This window comes from Paenibacillus agilis (assembly GCF_007786455.1).
Lineage (GTDB): Bacteria > Bacillota > Bacilli > Paenibacillales > Paenibacillaceae > Paenibacillus_B > Paenibacillus_B agilis.
The window spans coordinates 3,200,576-3,218,479 of record NZ_VNJK01000001.1 but is presented as its reverse complement, the minus strand read 5'-3'; the positions used below and the strand labels follow the sequence as shown (position 1 = coordinate 3,218,479).

At 42.9% G+C, this 17,904-nt stretch carries 13 protein-coding genes; 10 read left to right on the top strand and 3 right to left on the bottom strand.

The annotated features are described in order from the left end of the window. Positions 1-92: 92 nt before the first annotated feature. Together FPZ44_RS14165 and FPZ44_RS14160 are read right to left on the bottom strand one after the other, a co-directional pair. A complete protein-coding gene (locus tag FPZ44_RS14165; protein WP_144991212.1) occupies positions 93-503 on the bottom strand; it encodes a GNAT family N-acetyltransferase in 411 nt (136 codons plus the stop codon). A 182-nt stretch (positions 504-685) separates the two neighbouring features. Beyond that, a complete protein-coding gene (locus tag FPZ44_RS14160; protein ID WP_261378328.1) occupies positions 686-1,324 on the bottom strand; it encodes a hypothetical protein in 639 nt (212 codons plus the stop codon). Between the two features lie 173 nt (positions 1,325-1,497). Between FPZ44_RS14160 and FPZ44_RS14155 the strand changes: the two genes are divergently transcribed. The 10 genes from FPZ44_RS14155 to FPZ44_RS14115 all read left to right on the top strand — a co-directional run bounded on the left by FPZ44_RS14155 (position 1,498) and on the right by FPZ44_RS14115 (position 16,153). After that, entirely contained in the window at positions 1,498-2,055 is a 558-nt protein-coding gene (locus FPZ44_RS14155; RefSeq protein WP_144991211.1) for a DJ-1/PfpI family protein, read from the top strand. A 109-nt stretch (positions 2,056-2,164) separates the two neighbouring features. Then, positions 2,165-3,025, top strand: coding sequence for a DMT family transporter (locus tag FPZ44_RS14150; RefSeq protein ID WP_144991851.1), 861 nt, complete (start codon positions 2,165-2,167; stop codon positions 3,023-3,025). A gap of 142 nt (positions 3,026-3,167) precedes the next feature. Then, complete coding sequence (locus FPZ44_RS14145; protein WP_144991210.1) at positions 3,168-3,692, top strand: YfiT family bacillithiol transferase; 525 nt, start codon at positions 3,168-3,170, stop codon at positions 3,690-3,692. 52 nt (positions 3,693-3,744) lie between these two features. After that, the gene (locus FPZ44_RS14140) at positions 3,745-4,632 is read left to right on the top strand and encodes a TIGR01777 family oxidoreductase (protein WP_144991208.1); all 888 of its coding nucleotides are present in this window, start codon (positions 3,745-3,747) and stop codon (positions 4,630-4,632) included. Between the two features lie 70 nt (positions 4,633-4,702). Continuing rightward, on the top strand, positions 4,703-4,981 hold the full coding sequence (locus FPZ44_RS14135) for a hypothetical protein (RefSeq protein ID WP_144991206.1): 279 nt from the start codon (positions 4,703-4,705) through the stop codon (positions 4,979-4,981). A gap of 807 nt (positions 4,982-5,788) precedes the next feature. Beyond that, a complete protein-coding gene (locus FPZ44_RS14130) occupies positions 5,789-6,559 on the top strand; it encodes an RHS repeat domain-containing protein (RefSeq protein ID WP_186786052.1) in 771 nt (256 codons plus the stop codon). 14 nt (positions 6,560-6,573) lie between these two features. Then, positions 6,574-14,856: a polymorphic toxin-type HINT domain-containing protein gene (locus FPZ44_RS14125; protein ID WP_186786051.1), complete on the top strand. Its 8,283-nt coding sequence runs from the start codon at positions 6,574-6,576 to the stop codon at positions 14,854-14,856. Between the two features lie 11 nt (positions 14,857-14,867). After that, the gene (locus tag FPZ44_RS14120) at positions 14,868-15,185 is read left to right on the top strand and encodes a hypothetical protein (RefSeq protein WP_144991200.1); all 318 of its coding nucleotides are present in this window, start codon (positions 14,868-14,870) and stop codon (positions 15,183-15,185) included. Between the two features lie 139 nt (positions 15,186-15,324). Further along, positions 15,325-15,468 (top strand): hypothetical protein, encoded by a 144-nt coding sequence (locus FPZ44_RS26480; RefSeq protein ID WP_186786050.1) that lies wholly within the window; start codon positions 15,325-15,327, stop codon positions 15,466-15,468. Positions 15,469-15,634: 166 nt separating this feature from the next. Continuing rightward, on the top strand, positions 15,635-16,153 hold the full coding sequence (locus tag FPZ44_RS14115; RefSeq protein ID WP_144991198.1) for a hypothetical protein: 519 nt from the start codon (positions 15,635-15,637) through the stop codon (positions 16,151-16,153). A gap of 210 nt (positions 16,154-16,363) precedes the next feature. Here FPZ44_RS14115 and FPZ44_RS14110 read toward each other — a convergent pair whose 3' ends face one another. Beyond that, the gene (locus tag FPZ44_RS14110; protein WP_144991196.1) at positions 16,364-17,452 is read right to left on the bottom strand and encodes a collagen-like triple helix repeat-containing protein; all 1,089 of its coding nucleotides are present in this window, start codon (positions 17,450-17,452) and stop codon (positions 16,364-16,366) included. Positions 17,453-17,904 lie beyond the last annotated feature (452 nt).

Sequence of the window (17,904 nt, the reverse complement as noted above, 5' to 3'; positions counted from 1 at the left end):
TGTCGTAGATACGGCTGAGTTAGTGTAGGTAGGATACTTCGTTTATGTTACGTTTACGAGAGTAAATCTTAAACAGCGTGTTAGCCGGCGGTCTACAGTTTTTTTGTGAAAATAATTTCTAAGGCGGGATCGATGTCCATTAATAAACTACCCGAATCTTTGTACCCCAGCTTGCGGTAGAAATGCTGTGCATCTTCATTGGATTGAGAAGAGGTCATCACTTGCTTGTGCCCCATATTTCTCATCTCCGCTTCCCAGAACTCGACGAGCTTACGTCCATAACCTTTATTTCTGTACGCGTCATCAAAGTAAAGCATATTCATAAACGGGAAGAGGTCCCAGAAGTAACCGTATCGCAGCCAGCCGACTGCTTGGTTTTGGTCATTTAACGCTACAATAAACTCTTTATTCCTCAATTTTCTCATCATCAAAAACTTGCACATATGCTTGTCACGTTCAAGTATAAACGAATAGTAGCTTTCATCTGCAATTTCAAACCTCATTGTAATCCCCTCACATCATGATGTTGGATAAGTAAAGTGACTTTGTATGTAAAAATAAAACTATGAAAATTATACCATAATTATAGGTGTTCTATCATGCTATTTATTCTCTGAGTAAATCAAACTTGGTCAGCAGTGGAAGCCCCCTTAAGCGGAGATCAGCCTTAAGGGGGCTTAGCTAGCTATGCGTTAAAGGCGGAAGGGAACTGCTTCATAAAACCTTGTGAAAACATATCTGCCATTGCAAGAGCTTGCTGCTCAATTCGGTCATATGCAGCGATATCGGAAGCGTAGTCTTTGTGTAATCGATATATAGCTTCTGCTTTTGTCATATCTAGATGCTCATAAAGCATTTTTTTCATTTCGTTTTCTGGCCAGTATGGATTAATGCTGCTAAAAAACTTGGCAAGCTCATCGGCATTGGCATACCATTTTTTATTTATCTCAGCTACTTTTGCATCGTCTCCTGCTTTTGCTGCTTTGACAAGCTGTGCAGCTAAGACGAGATGGTCTCGAAACAGGGTCTCAAATCGGGCAGCAACTTGATTTCCATAGAAAAGACGAAAGATAGCCCCCATATCTGGAACGTTGCGTAAAAGTCGCTTGGTCGTTTGTTCTTCGTCAGCCAGTCCTTCCGCAATACTAATAATCGTCATTCTCGTCCATGCCACATGCTGTTCCCAGAGCGTTCGCATCAAATTCATAAATTGCACGGCAGTACTGCTAATGCCCGTTCGAGACCATGAATGAAAGCACAGATGGTGGTTTTCATGGTGGATAGGGGGTGGGTACACAGGAATCCCTGTTGGATACATATACATTGATTTGAGCTCCTTTACCTTTTTCACAGCATATGAAAGGGTATTTCTTTGGGTGAATATCACGAAGTTGTGATCTATAAAAGCAATTTATGAGCAAGTTAATAGAATAAAATCGAAATAAGAGTGAATTTTTGGTAAAATAGTAGAGGCATGATAGCAAGGGGGAGAGCAGTATGAAGACAACAGGCGTGTTATTATACCCATTATTTAGCGAATATGAAATTTCGGTTGCTCTGTCTATTTTGAAGCAAGGGAATCATCCGATTACGACGATTGGGATTGAAGAAGAACGTGGGCTTGTTGTTGGTGAGTCTGACTTCACTTGTGTGCCGGATACTACGATCCATGAAGTAGATATGTCCACGCTTGACAGCTTGCTGCTGCCAGGATGTATGGATATCTCGACGCTATTTGAGCATGAGGCATTGATGGATTTCCTGCGTAAATGTGCGGAGGTGAATCCCAACCTTATTATCGCGTCTATCTCTAGTTCGCCGTATTTGTTGGCGCGAGCAGGGTTGATTGGCGATCGTACCTATACGGTGGGTCTCACACAGGAACAACGCCAACTGCTTCAAGTATTTCAAGAAGAGAACTACAGAAATGATCTCGTAGTCCGAGATGGAAATTTGATAACGGCAAGAGGAAGCGGATTCATAGAGTTTGGTGAAGCACTGGGGAAAGAGTTGAATCTGTCATTTCAAATGAACTGGTATCAGAGAAACAGCTGAAAGGATGGCAGTAAATAACCAAATAAATAAAAGAACGTAATGATAAGCCATCTATGAATGACATAAGATTGAAAGGATACGACAAGTGAATACACAAGCATTAATAAAAATGATTATTGCGATGTCCATCTTCGGCTCTGTTGGTTTCTTTTCGGTTCAAACAGGGGTACCTGCGTTAGAGCTCGTATTTGTCCGATGTATATGTGCGACGATTTTTCTAAGTCTGGCCTGGTACGTAACAGGAAGCTATAAATCGGAGCAGTGGAAGTCAAAAGAAGTGATGCAAATTTTGTTTTGTGGGTTGTTTTTAGTACTAAACTGGGTGTTCTTGTTCAAGTCTTTTGAATTAACATCGATAACGATTGGGATTACGATTTATCATCTTGCGCCTGTTATTGTACTTCTTGTAGGAAGTATCTTTTTTAAAGAGAAGCTAACGATGTTTGCTGTACTGTCCGTCGTTACTTGCTTTGTCGGCACTGTGCTAATCGTGGGCGTGGATGCATCGATATCGATGACGGATTTGATGTCATCCGGATTACTATGGGCCTTTTTGGCTGCGGTTTGTTATGCGCTCTTGATGATGCTTGGTAAAGGTGTACAAGAGATGAGTTCATACACGGTTACCTTTTTGCAGACAGCACTCGGCATTGTTATTTTGCTACCATTCGTTAATTTCACAGAATTCTACGATCTGACTGCTGTAAATTGGTTTTATATTATCGCAACAGGTATTATCCATACTGGCATTGTTTATTTACTTTTTTTTGATAGTTTGCGTGAGCTCCCTACTGCTGTTATTTCGGCTTTGGTTTTTGTGGATCCGGCAGTTGCGATCTTGCTGGACATCGTTATAACAGGCTTTGTACCGAGTGTGATTCAAGGGGCTGGAATCGTCCTTATATTTGTAGGAATGGTGTTTGCCGTTAAAAAGCCACCAACCGATCATAGCTTAACGGAAAAGGCTTAGAGACAGAGATCGGAGCTGAGGCAGAGCTGTAGTTGGGGTTCTGACAGCATAAGTAATGTGAATGGTAAGTTTCAAAATGGGATGACAAATGACATACATAGTTAGCTGGTTAGTTAGTTGATAAGAAGCAGGAGGCGTTTAGATGAACAGACAATATCCAATAGGGACGTTTACTTGGGAAGGAACCATTGCGCCAGAGCAAAGACAGCAGTGGATTGCAGAAATTGAGCATTTGCCAGTCAAGCTGCGTGCGCTTGTTAAAGGGCTTAACGAACAGCAGCTAGAAACTCCCTATCGGGAAGGTGGCTGGACGATTCGGCAGGTCGTACATCATATTGCGGATAGCCATATCAATAGCATTACTCGCTTTAAGCTCGCATTGACGGAGGATGTGCCGACGATTAAACCTTATGATGAGGCCAAGTGGGTGGCACTCGGAGATTCGATTGATGTGGATGTTGAGGTGTCACTTGCTTTAATTGAAGCCTTGCACAAGAAATGGGTTATTTTATTACAATCGATGACGGAGCAAGATTTCCAGCGAACGTTCTATCATCCTGATTCGAAGCAGGAAATTCGTCTTGACTATAATGTTGGCCTATATGCATGGCATGGCAATCATCATGCAGCTCATATTGAGCTGGCGAAGCAGGATATTGGGATGTAGAAATAAGTTCGGAGGCAACTGCACCTATTAAACTAGAAAGCGAGTGATAGGGATGAGAAAGAAAATTGTTATAGCCGGCGGCACAGGGTTTATCGGAAAATATTTCGAGAAGCAATTCCGCAGTATGGGGTACGACGTGATCATCATCTCTAGACAACGACATCATTTAGCATGGGACGATAAGCAAGGCATTGTAGAGGCATTGAATAACGCTGATATGCTTATTAATCTGGCAGGCAAATCTGTGGACTGTCGCTACAATGAGAAGAACAAGCAGGAGATTATTCGCTCCAGAACGAGTACGACCAATCTGCTCGGTAAGTCGATTCAAGCCTGTTCCAACCCACCTTCCTTATGGATAAACTCCAGTACGGCGACGATTTATCGGCATGCAGAAGATCGTCCAATGAGCGAGGAAGGTGGAGACATTGGGACTGGCTTTTCTGTCGATGTAGCAAAGAAGTGGGAGGAAGCGTTATTTTCCTTTGAACTGCCTGCTACACGGCAAGTTGCCTTGCGGATCGCAATTGTATTAGGCAAGGAAGGCGGAGTGATGACGCCGTTTAAGAACTTAGTGCGTTTTGGGCTTGGCGGTGTGCAGGGCTCAGGCAATCAACGCTTTAGCTGGATTCATATTGATGATTTATTTCAAATCGTTATGTTCTTGCGTGAGAATGAAGAGCTGAGCGGAGTGTTCAATTGTTCATCTCCATATCCGGTAACGAATCGAGAATTGATGGAGGAACTGCGCAAGACGATGAATGTGAAGATTGGTTTGCCTTCGCCGCGCTGGCTGCTTGAAATAGGGGCCGTATTTATTAAGACGGAGACAGAATTAGTGTTGAAAAGTCGTTGGGTAATTCCTGAACGGCTGGAGCGGGCGGGCTACAAGTTTACGTATGACAAATTGGATAAGACGCTTGATGATCTGCTGACTTAGTCATTGCACACATCCTGTTAACAACTTAGAACAACCTTCACGTATCATGATTATGAAGAGGTGAACTTAGTTGAAGCGTACGCTGCTGCAAGCTTTTCTATTTTCCAGTGTGATCTGTATCGTTTACTTCGTTATTCAAATCGCAATTGGCATGTACAACACCATTACTTATGTACCAGACATCGAAAAACAGTATGAAAACGTTGAATATTTAGCGCAAGAAGTAAGCATTGGAGCTACGGGAGGCATAGTTGGAACAATTGTTCCAATTGCTATTGTATTGGCTGTTAGTATGATTAGCTTTGTTGCTGGTAAATTTGTGTGGAACAAAGTTAGACGAAATACGTAATTCGGAAAACGAGGGTGAATTTATACTGTAAGTGAATAGGTTACCCAATGGACATAGATGCTTAACATCTTATTAACTAGGAAGGTGTATATGGAACGAAAAATAGTTAAAGCGGGATTGTACGGCCTTATAGTAGGAATATTATTTTCCATTGTATATTATCCAGATGTAATAATTCAAAGGCAATCGATGGGGTATAGCAGTTATGAAGTTCCACTTAGGGAGTACATATTCACTGTACTGCGCAACGCGATCAAAATCTGTTTTTCAGCGATGATACTAATGGGGTTGTACCAACTATACAAAAGGTTTCCGAAAGCAGAGTATAGCAACAAACAGTTTATGTGGGGCGTTATAAAGTCATTTCTCATTGGAATTGTAATATTCATTATTATTTATTCTTTGATTAGTATGATGACGTAGTGCAATTCAAAAATAAAATAACGATTTGAAACACCTTTTAGAAAAGATGTTAGTGCAGCCTGTACGGCGACTCTAATGCTTGCTAAAGGGTGTTTTGCATTCATAATAAGTTCGGAATTGTCCGCAAAATAGTAGTGAATTTAGTTGAAATAGTCAAGATTCGACAAAAAAATTTAAAATTTCATAATAATTAAGTAACAAAGTACTATGCAATTGATCTATAAGGATAATGGGTATCGTTATTCTTTTTTCGTATAATTAAACTCTTGTTAGGAAGGAAGGAGATGGAATAAGCGTTTATCAATATAATGAATAAATGATCAAACTATCATTTATTTGAATATCAATGAGATAAAGAGTATGGATACGAAAGGGGATATAGACGTGAAACGGAAATGGAGATTAGTAAGTGCATTCGTATTGGTTATTTCTGTTGTCAGTTTGTTTCAGTACACAGGCTTGGCTGCTTATGTAGCTCAGTATACGTATGATGCGGGAGACCGATTAATAACAGCATCATCCAAAGAGCATGGAGAAACCTCCTATCAATATGATGCAGCAGGCAACATTTTGCGAGTAAGCACAGCACAAAATGCAGCTGGAAGCTTAATCAACGGGAATTTTTCAGGTGAGGTGCTTCCCACTGGGATTGGGCAAGGTTGGACAAGTTATGCCACAGAAGGGGTTGCAGCGGCCTATCAGATCGTAGCTGAGCCTGTGACGGTAGCCATACCAGCGATTCCAAATGGCGTAACTCCATCTGTCTATCAAGCTGTCTATCAATCTACTAGCCCTCACGTTCAGATGATTCAAGTTAGTTCGGCGCAACCGGGCGGTGCGAATATTTATCAGGACATGTCCGTAATGGGCGGTGCGACATACAGCTTAAGCGGCTGGATGAAGGCAGAAATACTGAATCATGCCGCAGCTCAAATGGTCGTGAATTTCTATGACAAGGACAATAAATATGTTAGCCATACCGTTGTGAGAAATGTGCTGACTCCTGAAGGTTGGACGCCCGTACAAACGGAACTAAAAGTTCCTGACCATGCTGTAAAAGCTCGGCTGCATTTGCAAGTATTACTTCTAAGTGACAACGGATCTGCGGTTGCGAAATATAGCAATTTGGCAGTCAATCTGTTAGCGACACCATAATGGAGGCATCTTCTATGAAAACTAGCTTAACTCGCTGGCTCGTGCTTAGTGTCGGCATGTTACTGATTTTATTGTATGGAATGCCGCAGGCAGCTTACGCGGCTGATTATACACACAACCTTTCACCAGGAGAATCTGCTCAAGTCAGCTCAAAAGACGGTAAATCGATAACGGCCAAAATGAAAGGACCTACATACGATTATGCAGAAACGAGCGAAACAAAAGGGGTAATTGGATACGGTAGAAGCAAGAGATCCACTTCTCGGATGGTGACTGGTGACGAACGGCTAACCATTACGAATACATCCAGTGATACCGTTACCGTAACGGTTGATGAAAATAAAGCGAGCATCAATTATTCATCAACTCCTGCGCTTGTAACAAAGTGGCTGCAGCCAGGTGATAGTGCTGAAATAAAAAACGTAGGAATAACAGATGAATATTTTAATGTCACAGGCAAAAATGATCATGCGGACTACGATGTAGATCAATCTTTGTTATCTTATGATGCCGATCATACGGGCGGGCAAATGATTAATTATCGCGATCGGAAAATAGCGATAACGAACCGTGATAAAGAAGCCATTGAAATCTATGCTCCGTATGCCAGCTTTAAAATTGAAACAAGGCAGCACCCAGCTGTGTTTCATCGATATATTGCTACTAATCAGACGTTGGAACTAAATAGTAGTATTAGTAATGATTCTGATTTCTATATTTACTTGAGAGTGCCTAAGGGAACAAGACAATATGATTATGTTTCTTATTACAAAGGTGAGATAAATGGTTATGGAAGCTCCTCGAATACAAATCGGAGGATGGGAGCAAATGAGAAATTTGTAATCACGAATAAAGGCAGTGAGCTTTTAGAAGTATACGGTCCATATGATGGTTTTTATCTCTATGATAGAGATGACTATGCTATGGAATCGAGGATATTGAAAAAAGGGGAAAGTATGCAGATTTCCAATAAGTCTGCTGAATCCCGTACGCTTACGCTCCGTGGAACGTATGATTTCGCTGAGTACGATATCCTTGGTAAAGTCGTTGATTTTGAAAAAGGAGCTTTTTCTACCAGTAAATCTATCGGCTCCAATAACAAAATGGTGATCACGAATAATAGTGCAGCGGATTTAGAAATAATTGCGCCAAAACAGGGATTTTCATATACATCAAGCCCTAATCCTGCCCTAATGGTCAAACAAATAGCCCCAAATCAAAGTATTGCAGGGGCTAATGGAACGACGGGAAAAGCGGCGATTAAGTTGAACGGTCTATTTGACTATGCGACCTATGATACGTTAGGTATGATTCAAACTTATTATCAAAATCGAAGCATTGCTCAGCTTCCTGTCGATTCGATGGAGAGGTTTGCATTAACGAATGTGGGATCTGCGACAGCGGAGATGTACACAGCTTACGATGCTTTTGTCTTTACGAAGCGTGACAAGCCCGTCAGCTTTAGTAAGCAACTTGCTGTTGGTGAAACGTTGAAAGCATTGAATAAAGCGACGAAAAGCTTTACGGTAACAGCCAGTAACCAGCATCATTATGCGATCTATAGTGGACAAAATAGTGTAGAGAAATTCGGTCGTCCATTAACAGGCGACACCTATAGTGTGGCAATAACGGAGCATATCGTCCTCACGAATAGTGGAGCTGCGAATCTGATTATTTCCGGAGCTGAAGATGCATTTATCCTTTCGGAACAAACTAATCCAGCTCTCTATAAAGGCTACTTGCCTGTTGGGTCAAGCTCTCGCATTACGAGCACCACGCCTGGGAACTTCAATCTTGATATCGAAGGGACCTATGATCAAGCAAGTTATAAACAAGATGGAGCATTGCGATCCTTTGATCGACTGCGGTCATCGAAATCTTTGCTGCTGTATGGTGGAGAACGAATAACCATTACAGGAGCAGGTACGGCCATGCTGCAATGGTTTGCGCCTTATGAAGCAGTAAGCGCTCAAACTAGTGAAACACCGGCACTTGCCCTACGCAAGTTGGCGGCAGATCAAAGTGTTGAATTTACGAACCAAACGACTCGATCTGAGAACATCAATCTCACAGGCAATTATGACATGATGGACTATGAAGTAGATGGGACACCAGGTACATATGCGCGAGATCGCAGTATCAGCTATCGTAGCGTGGAGGCTGGACAGCGTATTGCTGTCATGAGTCGACATTCAGAACCGATCGAAGTTTATGGTGCTTATGAAGTCTTTACGATGAAGGATCGTAAGCATCCGGTTACGTTCAAGCACAAGCTGCCAGCAGCTGCGAGTCTAGACTTGACGAATACATCGAAAAAGGCTTATTCCATTTATAGCGAAGGAAGCTATAACTTTGCCTTGTATGACGTAAAAGGACATGTATCTGACGTTGAACGTGGATATAAGAGCAAGTCCAAGCTTGTGAGCAGCGGTAATCGACTTGCACTAACGAATTCGTTAGCGACGAATACGGTCATCGAAGGACCTTATGATGTGTTCCAAGTCAAAGAGCGTGCTTTACCAGCTATATTTGAGCATGAGTTGAAGCCTGGAGCAAGCATGGAAGCAACCTTGACGAGTACACCGTCTGCTGAAGTGAAGATGACAGGCATCCATGATATGGCGAAGTATGATTCGCAAGGCAAGCTTACGTACTATCAAAATAATCGCAGTACGATAACGACTGAGAAGCTCGTCCATGGCGAAAAAGCAGCGGTACAAAATAGTGATGTGCAGCCGATTATCGTGTATGGGGCATACGATCCGTTCCGTGTTCAAGTACGAGAAAATCCGGTAACGTTTAAGCGTCATCTTCAAGCAGATGATACGATCATGCTGCGTAATAAGATGAATAAAATGATGTACGTAGATTTCGTAGGTACGTATGACTTTGCGCAGTACAATGCGGAAGGTGAAGTTTCTACTTACTATTCCAACCAGAGTGGCAGCACCAAGTCGATGTACAATCTATATAAAATGGTTGTATCTCCGACGAGTGGACAATCTGTCACCGTATCAGGAGCATTTGATGCGTTTGAGATTGTGAATCGTAAGGAACGGGCTGTAACGATCAAAACGATGCAGCCGATGGATACGATCTCGTTCTATAACATCTCAGCTGGTCCGTTTGCTCCTAGAGCTGACGCGCAATATGAGTATCAAATTTATGATGCTGCTGGAACTTTGAAGTCCGCAGGTAAAGCGGGCGGCGGTACAGCAAAATCATTTGATTCTACAGAACGAAAAGCAATTACGAATGCACAAGTGATTCCAATTACCGTCGAGTTGCCAACAGATGCGATCCGTTGGGCTGGGGATCAAAATCAATTTTTCCTTAAGCTTTTATCCGGAGACAGCATCGTAGCAACGAATGCAACGAGCGCTCCGCAGGAGCTGACCGTACGAGGGAAATATGACATAGCTGTCTACGATGAACAAGGCAAGGCTGTTCATTACAGCAAAGATGATTTGCAAGAATCCATTAAAGTACTGCCAGGTCAGCGAGTTGTGTTAACGAGTACGAAAGTTAACGGAACAGTGGTGACAGGCAATAAGAACGAACTGAAAGTAGTTCCAACGGATAAACCTGCTCTTATTCATGCGCAATTGGGAAGCGGCAAAGTGCTGGAAGCTACGAATATGAGCAATGTACAGAGTGCAATAACGGTTGTTGGTGACTTCAAATACCGTATTCTTCAGCAGCCGGAACAAGTCGGCTATAGTCCGATGACGATTCCTGCTGGTCAGACAGTATCGATTCGAAGTGCAGACACGAGCTCGATCAGCGCGTACGCACCGTATGAATGGTTCCAATTTGCAGAAAAGGATGCACCACCAGCTCCGATCTCAGGTGCTGCTGCGGCGGATGAAATTGCGAAGCTAGAAGCGTCTGACTATGATCCGCAGTCCTTCCATGCCGACCCAATTGATACGTCGACGGGTGCGCAAATTATTAACCGGACGCTGCTAACTGCGCATGGTGCGGTGCCGATTCCTTTCCAAGCACAATATCATTCTTTGCTAAAAGGGGATGCAGCGTTAGGGAAAGCGTGGGGTCATAACTATGAGCTTCGACTAGAGGTAAGTGAAACAGGAGAAGCCATAAAGGTTTATCGCAATGCATTCCATAGCAATAGCTTTAAGCAGCAGGCAGATGGAAGCTATAGGTCGGAAGATAAAGCTGTTAAGTTGGATAAAGTCGAAAAACAAGCTGATGGTGGCTATGTGTGGTCTCGGAATAAAGGAACCAACTACCACTTTGATTCAGTCGGTCGTCTTACTGAAATGAAAGACAAAACAGGCCAAGGCCTACAGTTCCAATATGATGCGAACGGTTTGCAAGCTGTAATCGATCCGCTTACGGGAGCAGCGTTAACATTTAGCTACAATGGGAATGGTGATGTGTCTTCTGTAAAAGATCACGCCAATCGCGAAGTAACATTTGGTTATGATGCTGCAGGCCGTTTGACTAAGATTACAGATGCAATGGGTAGAGTGACGAACTATGCCTATGATGCGCAGGACCGCATCGTTTCAGCGGAAAGTGAAGGTACGAAGCTATTCGTGAACGAATACGATAGCGAAGGCCGTGTCGTGAAACAGCAGGATGCGCTTGCTGGCAGCAAACCGACGTTGTTTGCTTATCAAGAAGCAGATGGGAAGCTAATCACGACCATCACAGACCGTAACGGAGATGTAATTAAACGCACGCATAATCGCAACTATCAACTGCTTGCCGTTGAAGATGCGTTGGGTCGAACGACTTCCTATACGTATGATGAAGCGGGTAATCGTACAAGTATGACGAATGCGCTGAAGCAAACAGCTCTTTACTCGTATGATGAGCGCGGGAACGTAATCAGTGCTGTCGATCATATGAATCAAGCGATGACGATGACGTACGACCAAGCAAACAATTTGCTAACCGCAACTGGACCAGATAAGAAAACGATTGTGAATACGTACGATCAGCAAAACCGTCTTATTACCGTTACGGACCCTGATCAAGGAAAAACAACGTATGCTTATGATGCAAATGGATTGCTTCAGTCGGTAACCGATGCACAAGGCGCTCAATCGCTGTACAAATATACGGGTAATCGTGTAAGTACGGTACAGAATGGCGAAGGGGAAACCCTCCATCTTGGTTACGATGAAGCAGGTCGTCTTGTTAGCGAACGGGATGAAGCAGGCAATACGACGAAGGTAGTTTATTTTGCAGACGATCAGTTGTCCACTGAGACTGATGCATTAGGAAATGTTGTACGTTATACGTATGGTAATCAAGGATTTTTGGCCAGTACGACAGATGGTCGAAATAATAAAACATCCTTCATCTATGATGGCAATGGCAAGCTTACACAAGTTACGAATGCTAAGAACGAAACGAGTACGTTTGGATACGATGGTGAAGGTCGATTGAACCGGATCACGAATCCGCTTGGCAACTATACAGCATATCAGCATGATGCCATTGGCAATGTCATTGCTGCTGCGAATGCGGAAGGTGAAACCTTCAAGTATGAATACGATGCCTTGAATCGCCTTACAGCAGTTGAAGATGCAGCTGGTGTCAAAGTATATCGTGTAACGTACGATGCGGCCGGCAATATGAAATCTCAGTCCAACGCATTGAACGAAACATGGACGTATATGTTCGACGAGAACAATCGCCTTACGCAATCTATTGATCCACTGCAGCGCCAAACGGCTTACACTTACGACGGGATGAACCGTCTGAATGCAGTAACCGATCCGCTGCAAGGACAAACGACTCAGCATTTTGACGCGCTTGGCCGATTACAAGGATTAACGGATCCCAATGGCAATGCTGCTGGTTATACGTATGATCGAATCGGTCGATTGACAGGTCAGTCTAACGCTTCTGGCGGTAATGAAGCTTATGCTTACAACCGATTAGGACAGCTGGACACGTCAACGAATGCGCGTTCACAAGTGACGACGTACAAATACGATCCAGTAGGATATTTGGCTTCTTTCACAGACCCGGCTGGAGAAGTGGCGTACACGCGTGATGCAAATGGAAATGTAGTGGAGCAGAAAGAAAACGGTGATGTTATCACACGTACTTTCGATGAACTCAATCGCGCGACACAATACGTAGACCAAGATGGTCAGCGAATGCAGTATGTGTACGATGCTGCTGGACGTTTAACGACACTCATTTATCCTGACGGCAAAGCAGTGAAGTACACGTATGATCGTGCAGGACGAATGAAAACAGTAACGGACTGGGCAAATCGCGTCACGACGTACAGCTATGATGCGAATGGTCGTCTTGTTACGACCGAGCGTCCTAATGCTACACTCGAAAAACGTGAATACAATCCAGCAGGTCGCTTAATCAAGCTTACAGATACACGTGCAGATGGGACACTCTTGCATGGTTACACCTACACGTATGATGCTGTAGGCAACGTATTGACGGAGCAAGAGCTGGCTGGCACTTCTGTTACAGCCAATGTGTACGGTACTGGCGCTACGAGCGCTATCGGTGCTGGCAAGTCTGGACAACCCGTTATGGATATCAATGGGCCGGGACTTTCCCCAATAACGCAAACAGTACCGGATGCTGAAATGACTTACACGACAGATAACCGTATGGCAACGTTTAATGGACAAGCCGTATCGTACGATGCAGATGGAAATCTCATAAACGGACCGATCGACGGCAGCATGCAGCCGTATACGTATGATGCTCGCAACAGGTTGGTCGAAGCTGGCGGTGTAAAATATGGCTACAACAGCGATAATATCCGTACTTCGGTTACGGTTAATGGAGTAACGACGAAGTACGTCGTCAATCCAGAAGCGATGCTGTCGCAAGTGCTTATGGAGACAAATGAACAAGACCAAGCACAAGTGTACTATGTGTACGGACTTGGATTAATTGGACGTGAAGATGCGTCAGGTGCATATGCAACGTATCACTATGACCGTCGCGGAAGCACGAAGGCATTGACTAATCCAGTTGGAGAAGTCACAGATACGTACACGTACGGTTACTATGGCGAAGCACTAGGACATGAAGGCGTTACAGAGCAGCCTTTCCGCTACAATGGCCGAGACGGTGTTATGACGGACTCTAATGGCTTGTATCAAATGAGAGCTCGTTACTATCATCCAGATCTGAAGCGCTTCGTGAACCGAGATATCGTGAGAGGCTCGATCGATCAGTCCCAGACGTTGAACCGTTTCGCCTACGTAAATGGCAACCCGATCTCTTATATCGATCCATTTGGACTTAGTAGAGACGGAGACTCTCCGTGGATTCAAGGCGGAGATTTCCTGGTAGATACGATGCCGGGAATCGGTACGGCTAAAGGATTCCAGCAAGCCTTTAGCGGCTACAATCATATTACGGGCGAACAATTATCGACCGCAGAACGTTGGGCAGAAGGAGTAGGCGCGACAGCGAGCTTTATTCCGATCCCTGGTATGAAGCATGCAGGTAAGTATGTAACGGAAGGTGTCTTCTGGGCAGGAAGCAAGATTAAGAACTTCTTTGGCTGGGGCAGTAAGAAGGTTGATGACGTAGCATGTAACTGCTTCACCGCAGGCACGAAAGTGCAGACGGATGAAGGGGAGAAACCTATTGAAGACATTCAGGTCGGAGATATGGTTCTTGCTAAAGATCAAAATGACCCTAATGGAGAGTTAGCTTACAAAGAAGTAACAAACCTGTACCGCAACCAACGTGATGATATAATTAAATTACATGTCGGTGACCAGATTATCGAGACAACGGACAACCATCCGTTCTGGGTTGAAGGTAAGGGATGGATATTTGCGGATGAGCTTAACGTAGGCGATAAACTCCAAAAGGCAGACGGAAGCAATCTAACGATTGATAAGGTAGATTTTGTTAAACTTAATAAGCCAGTTACGGTTTATAACTTTACTGTTGCGGACTATCACACGTATTATGTAACGGATTTGGGTATTTGGGTGCATAATACGAATTGTAAAGTAAACTATAATGGTTCTGATGTAGATGTTTATCGTGGTGGAAAAAGCTTTAAAGTAAAACCAAATGAAATCAAGATTGACCCTAAAACTGGAATGGTAAAAACAACACATGGTGTTTCGTTAGATGTTAAACCTGATACTGTTTCTAAGTTTGGTGGGGCTTACCGAATTGATTCACTACCTGATGGATTAAAAATAATTCAAAGGGGGAGCAGGGCTGAACATTTCGAGATCGTTCCAGCGTACAATATGTCTATAGATGAATTTCAAATTCTACTAAATCAAATTAATGTTTCATTATTAAAATAAGGGGGATCAACATGGGAGATTTTACAGTAACATTTACTGATAATACAGAATTAGCTGAACATGAAGCAGTAAATAAAGGATATAGAAATGATGTATTTGTAAAGGTTAAAGAAGAATACTACAACTTAAGAGTGTATGATATAGTTAGATTGAAACAGGATTTTGATAGCGAGGTAGAAGCATACGGATACTATTCGGCTGAACCAAATTTAGTGTTGGTCACAGAAGTAACCACAGATAACGTAATGAAAATTATTGCTCAACTTTATGAAGATGGATATTTTCATCATCTCAAACCTATAGACAAGAAAATGTTTGAATTAGTATAGTTATAACTTACCAAGACCTTGAGGAGTAAAACCTCAAGGTCTTTTCGATGCTCTATCCAATGTCCAATTAATTGGTTGCGAACACGCATCAGGTGCATATGCAACTTATCACTATGACCGTCGCGGAAGCACGAAGGCATTGACTAATCCAACTAGAGAAGTCATAGATACGTACACGTATGGTTACTATGGCGATGCACTAGGACATGAAGGGGCTACGAAGCAGCCGTTCGGCTACAATGGCCGCTATGGTGTTATGATGGACTCCAATAGATTGTACTAAATGAGAGCTCGTTACTATCATCCAGAACTGAAGCGCTTCGTGAACCGAGATATCGTAAGAGGTTCGTTTTATCAGTCGCAGAGGTTCTTAAACCAAAAAGGTGGTCGTTTATCAAATAAGTTACAATCAGAATTAGATTTGATTGAATAGTGAAGTGAGGATGACCATGAATAATTATATTTTATCGATTACAAAAAAGTTTGATTATTTTTTTCGAGATAAAGAAATTTCGAATATTATTTATTTGCACGACGAGGAAGATAATGAAAGATTAGATCATGTTATTTTCCTTGAACAGAATAATGGTGATGTAATAGGTATATTTATTAGAGGCATGAATCCGTTACTTTCACCGAATAGAATTTTTGATTTGGATGATTTCAATTTACTTGCTAGTTACGATGGATTAATTGAACGCAAAGATAATATACTATTCAAAGTAGAGCATTTATGTTTGTTTGTTAGTGCTAAATACAATGAACTTTTAGGTGTATATTTATCGAATGCCGATGATTCAACTTCCCTATTTATTTTATTTCTACATGATCAGATTGATGTAAAAAAGGGGTGTAATAAGTCAGATATAACTGAGATAATTACAGATAAATATTTGAATAATGGTTATATAACATATGAAAAGAAAAGTGGGGGAGGGTGGAAAGAAATAAAAATGGAAGACGGGTAACGGACTCCGTAATATGTATACTATGTAGTCTTGATCTTTTGACGGGATAACCAAACCCCAAGTATTATATGATTTTGAAAAAAGAAAAAGTCTATAAAAGGAAGACCTTGGGGGGACTTCAGAATATGCCTCTCAAGGTCTTTTTTTATGCAGCTCATTTCTTTAAAATACGACTAAGTTTGGCGAGTACTTGTTGGAAATTTCGTAGAACTAGAAGAGTTTGATAACCGTAACACTTGGTGCGGCTATCGTGGTTGCCGTTGCGAAGACATTTTGTAGCGTCAAAATGTTCGGCGCAGCACCTGTGTTGAATACAGCACCACCAGTAATGGTAGGTTGGATAGCGCTATTGGCTCCGGTATTCGCAACGGATTGAATCGATCCCGGTATTTGCACGCCGTTCAGGAATAAGGCGAAAGCTCGAAGCTGACCAGCCGCCAACGTGTTTGCATTTGCATTCCAAGTCGCGTAGTAAGTCTGGTTCGGGTCTAGAAGTATATCCGTCGAGCCCGCAACGTGTGATATTGCCGTTCCGTTAATCGTTCCGTTGGTGGAAAATGGCACGCTTGCATTACCTGCCACGGCTACGTTAACTGAACTAAATACAGTGGCATTGTTCGCCGTTACTAGTGGCCCAGTTGGTCCTGTAGGACCCGACACTCCAACGCCAGTCGCTCCTGTCGCTCCAGTTGCACCGTCAGCGCCAGTTGCTCCCGTAGCTCCGACTGCTCCAGCGGCGCCGGTAGCCCCAGAAGGTCCAGTAGGACCAGTCGGCCCTGGGTCTCCTGTAGCTCCCGTAGCCCCGGTGAGCCCTGCAGGTCCAGTAGGACCAGTTGGTCCTGGGTCTCCCGTAGCCCCAGTCGATCCTGCCGTTCCAGCAGCCCCGGTTGCTCCTATGGCACCTGTTGCCCCCGGAACGCCAGTTATTCCAGTCGCTCCCGTCGGCCCGGGAGGACCACCAGTTGGCCCTGTTGGTCCAGGAGGCCCCGTTGGACCAATTGAGATCGGCGTATTCAAAATACTGTTTAGCTTGCTGTCCAATAAATATTCCTTCTTCGTTAACTCACGTATCGTATTTCGTACACTCTCATTCATCGTGAGCACGTCACTAATTGTAGCTGGTGGTGATGTCACTCCTGGTAATGTACCAAGCACGTACTGAAGCTTTTCCCCTTCAGCATTCAAAATATGACTTAACCCAAGTTCCTCTAAAGCAATCGATGACAAGAGCAGCGTGATGGCATCATCACGTGTCACGGAGATGATAGGCGTTATATTTGGAATGTTTGATTGTGACATTAGCTAACCTCCCGTACAACTAAACTATTCTGCCATTATAGAGTCAGCATATTAGCTTCTAGTTAATATGGAACCCATCATGTGCTGATAATCTCTGAAGCACGCATAAAATAGATGATAGTTTACGAGATAGATATGGGAAGGTTGAAACAGATGGATAGCATCATTAATGATTGTGAAAGTATTTTTGAAATGCGCCCCTTAAACGTAGATGGTAGTGAAGACTGGCTTGGTGAATTCTAATGATTTTAGAAGCATTTTTTATGAAAATAGGTCTTTAGTAATGGTGAAAGTGGTTTATATACACTCCAATCCATAAATATTTACATTTGATTAAGAAAACTTTTTAAAAACAAGTAATAAAGTACTATGCAATTGATCTAAATGGTTAATATTCAGCATTATTCTTATTTTAGTATAATCGTTATATTGTTTGTACGCGTGAGCGCTAT

Coding starts and splice junctions, on each gene's coding strand:
- FPZ44_RS14165 (WP_144991212.1), bottom strand. CDS start 503: ATGAGGTTTGAAATTGCAGATGAAAGCTACTATTCGTTTATACTTGAA.
- FPZ44_RS14120 (WP_144991200.1), top strand. CDS start 14,868: ATGGGAGATTTTACAGTAACATTTACTGATAATACAGAATTAGCTGAA.
- FPZ44_RS14110 (WP_144991196.1), bottom strand. CDS start 17,452: ATGTCACAATCAAACATTCCAAATATAACGCCTATCATCTCCGTGACA.
- FPZ44_RS14145 (WP_144991210.1), top strand. CDS start 3,168: ATGAACAGACAATATCCAATAGGGACGTTTACTTGGGAAGGAACCATT.
- FPZ44_RS14115 (WP_144991198.1), top strand. CDS start 15,635: ATGAATAATTATATTTTATCGATTACAAAAAAGTTTGATTATTTTTTT.
- FPZ44_RS14160 (WP_261378328.1), bottom strand. CDS start 1,324: ATGTATATGTATCCAACAGGGATTCCTGTGTACCCACCCCCTATCCAC.
- FPZ44_RS14140 (WP_144991208.1), top strand. CDS start 3,745: ATGAGAAAGAAAATTGTTATAGCCGGCGGCACAGGGTTTATCGGAAAA.
- FPZ44_RS14150 (WP_144991851.1), top strand. CDS start 2,165: ATGATTATTGCGATGTCCATCTTCGGCTCTGTTGGTTTCTTTTCGGTT.
- FPZ44_RS14125 (WP_186786051.1), top strand. CDS start 6,574: ATGAAAACTAGCTTAACTCGCTGGCTCGTGCTTAGTGTCGGCATGTTA.
- FPZ44_RS14155 (WP_144991211.1), top strand. CDS start 1,498: ATGAAGACAACAGGCGTGTTATTATACCCATTATTTAGCGAATATGAA.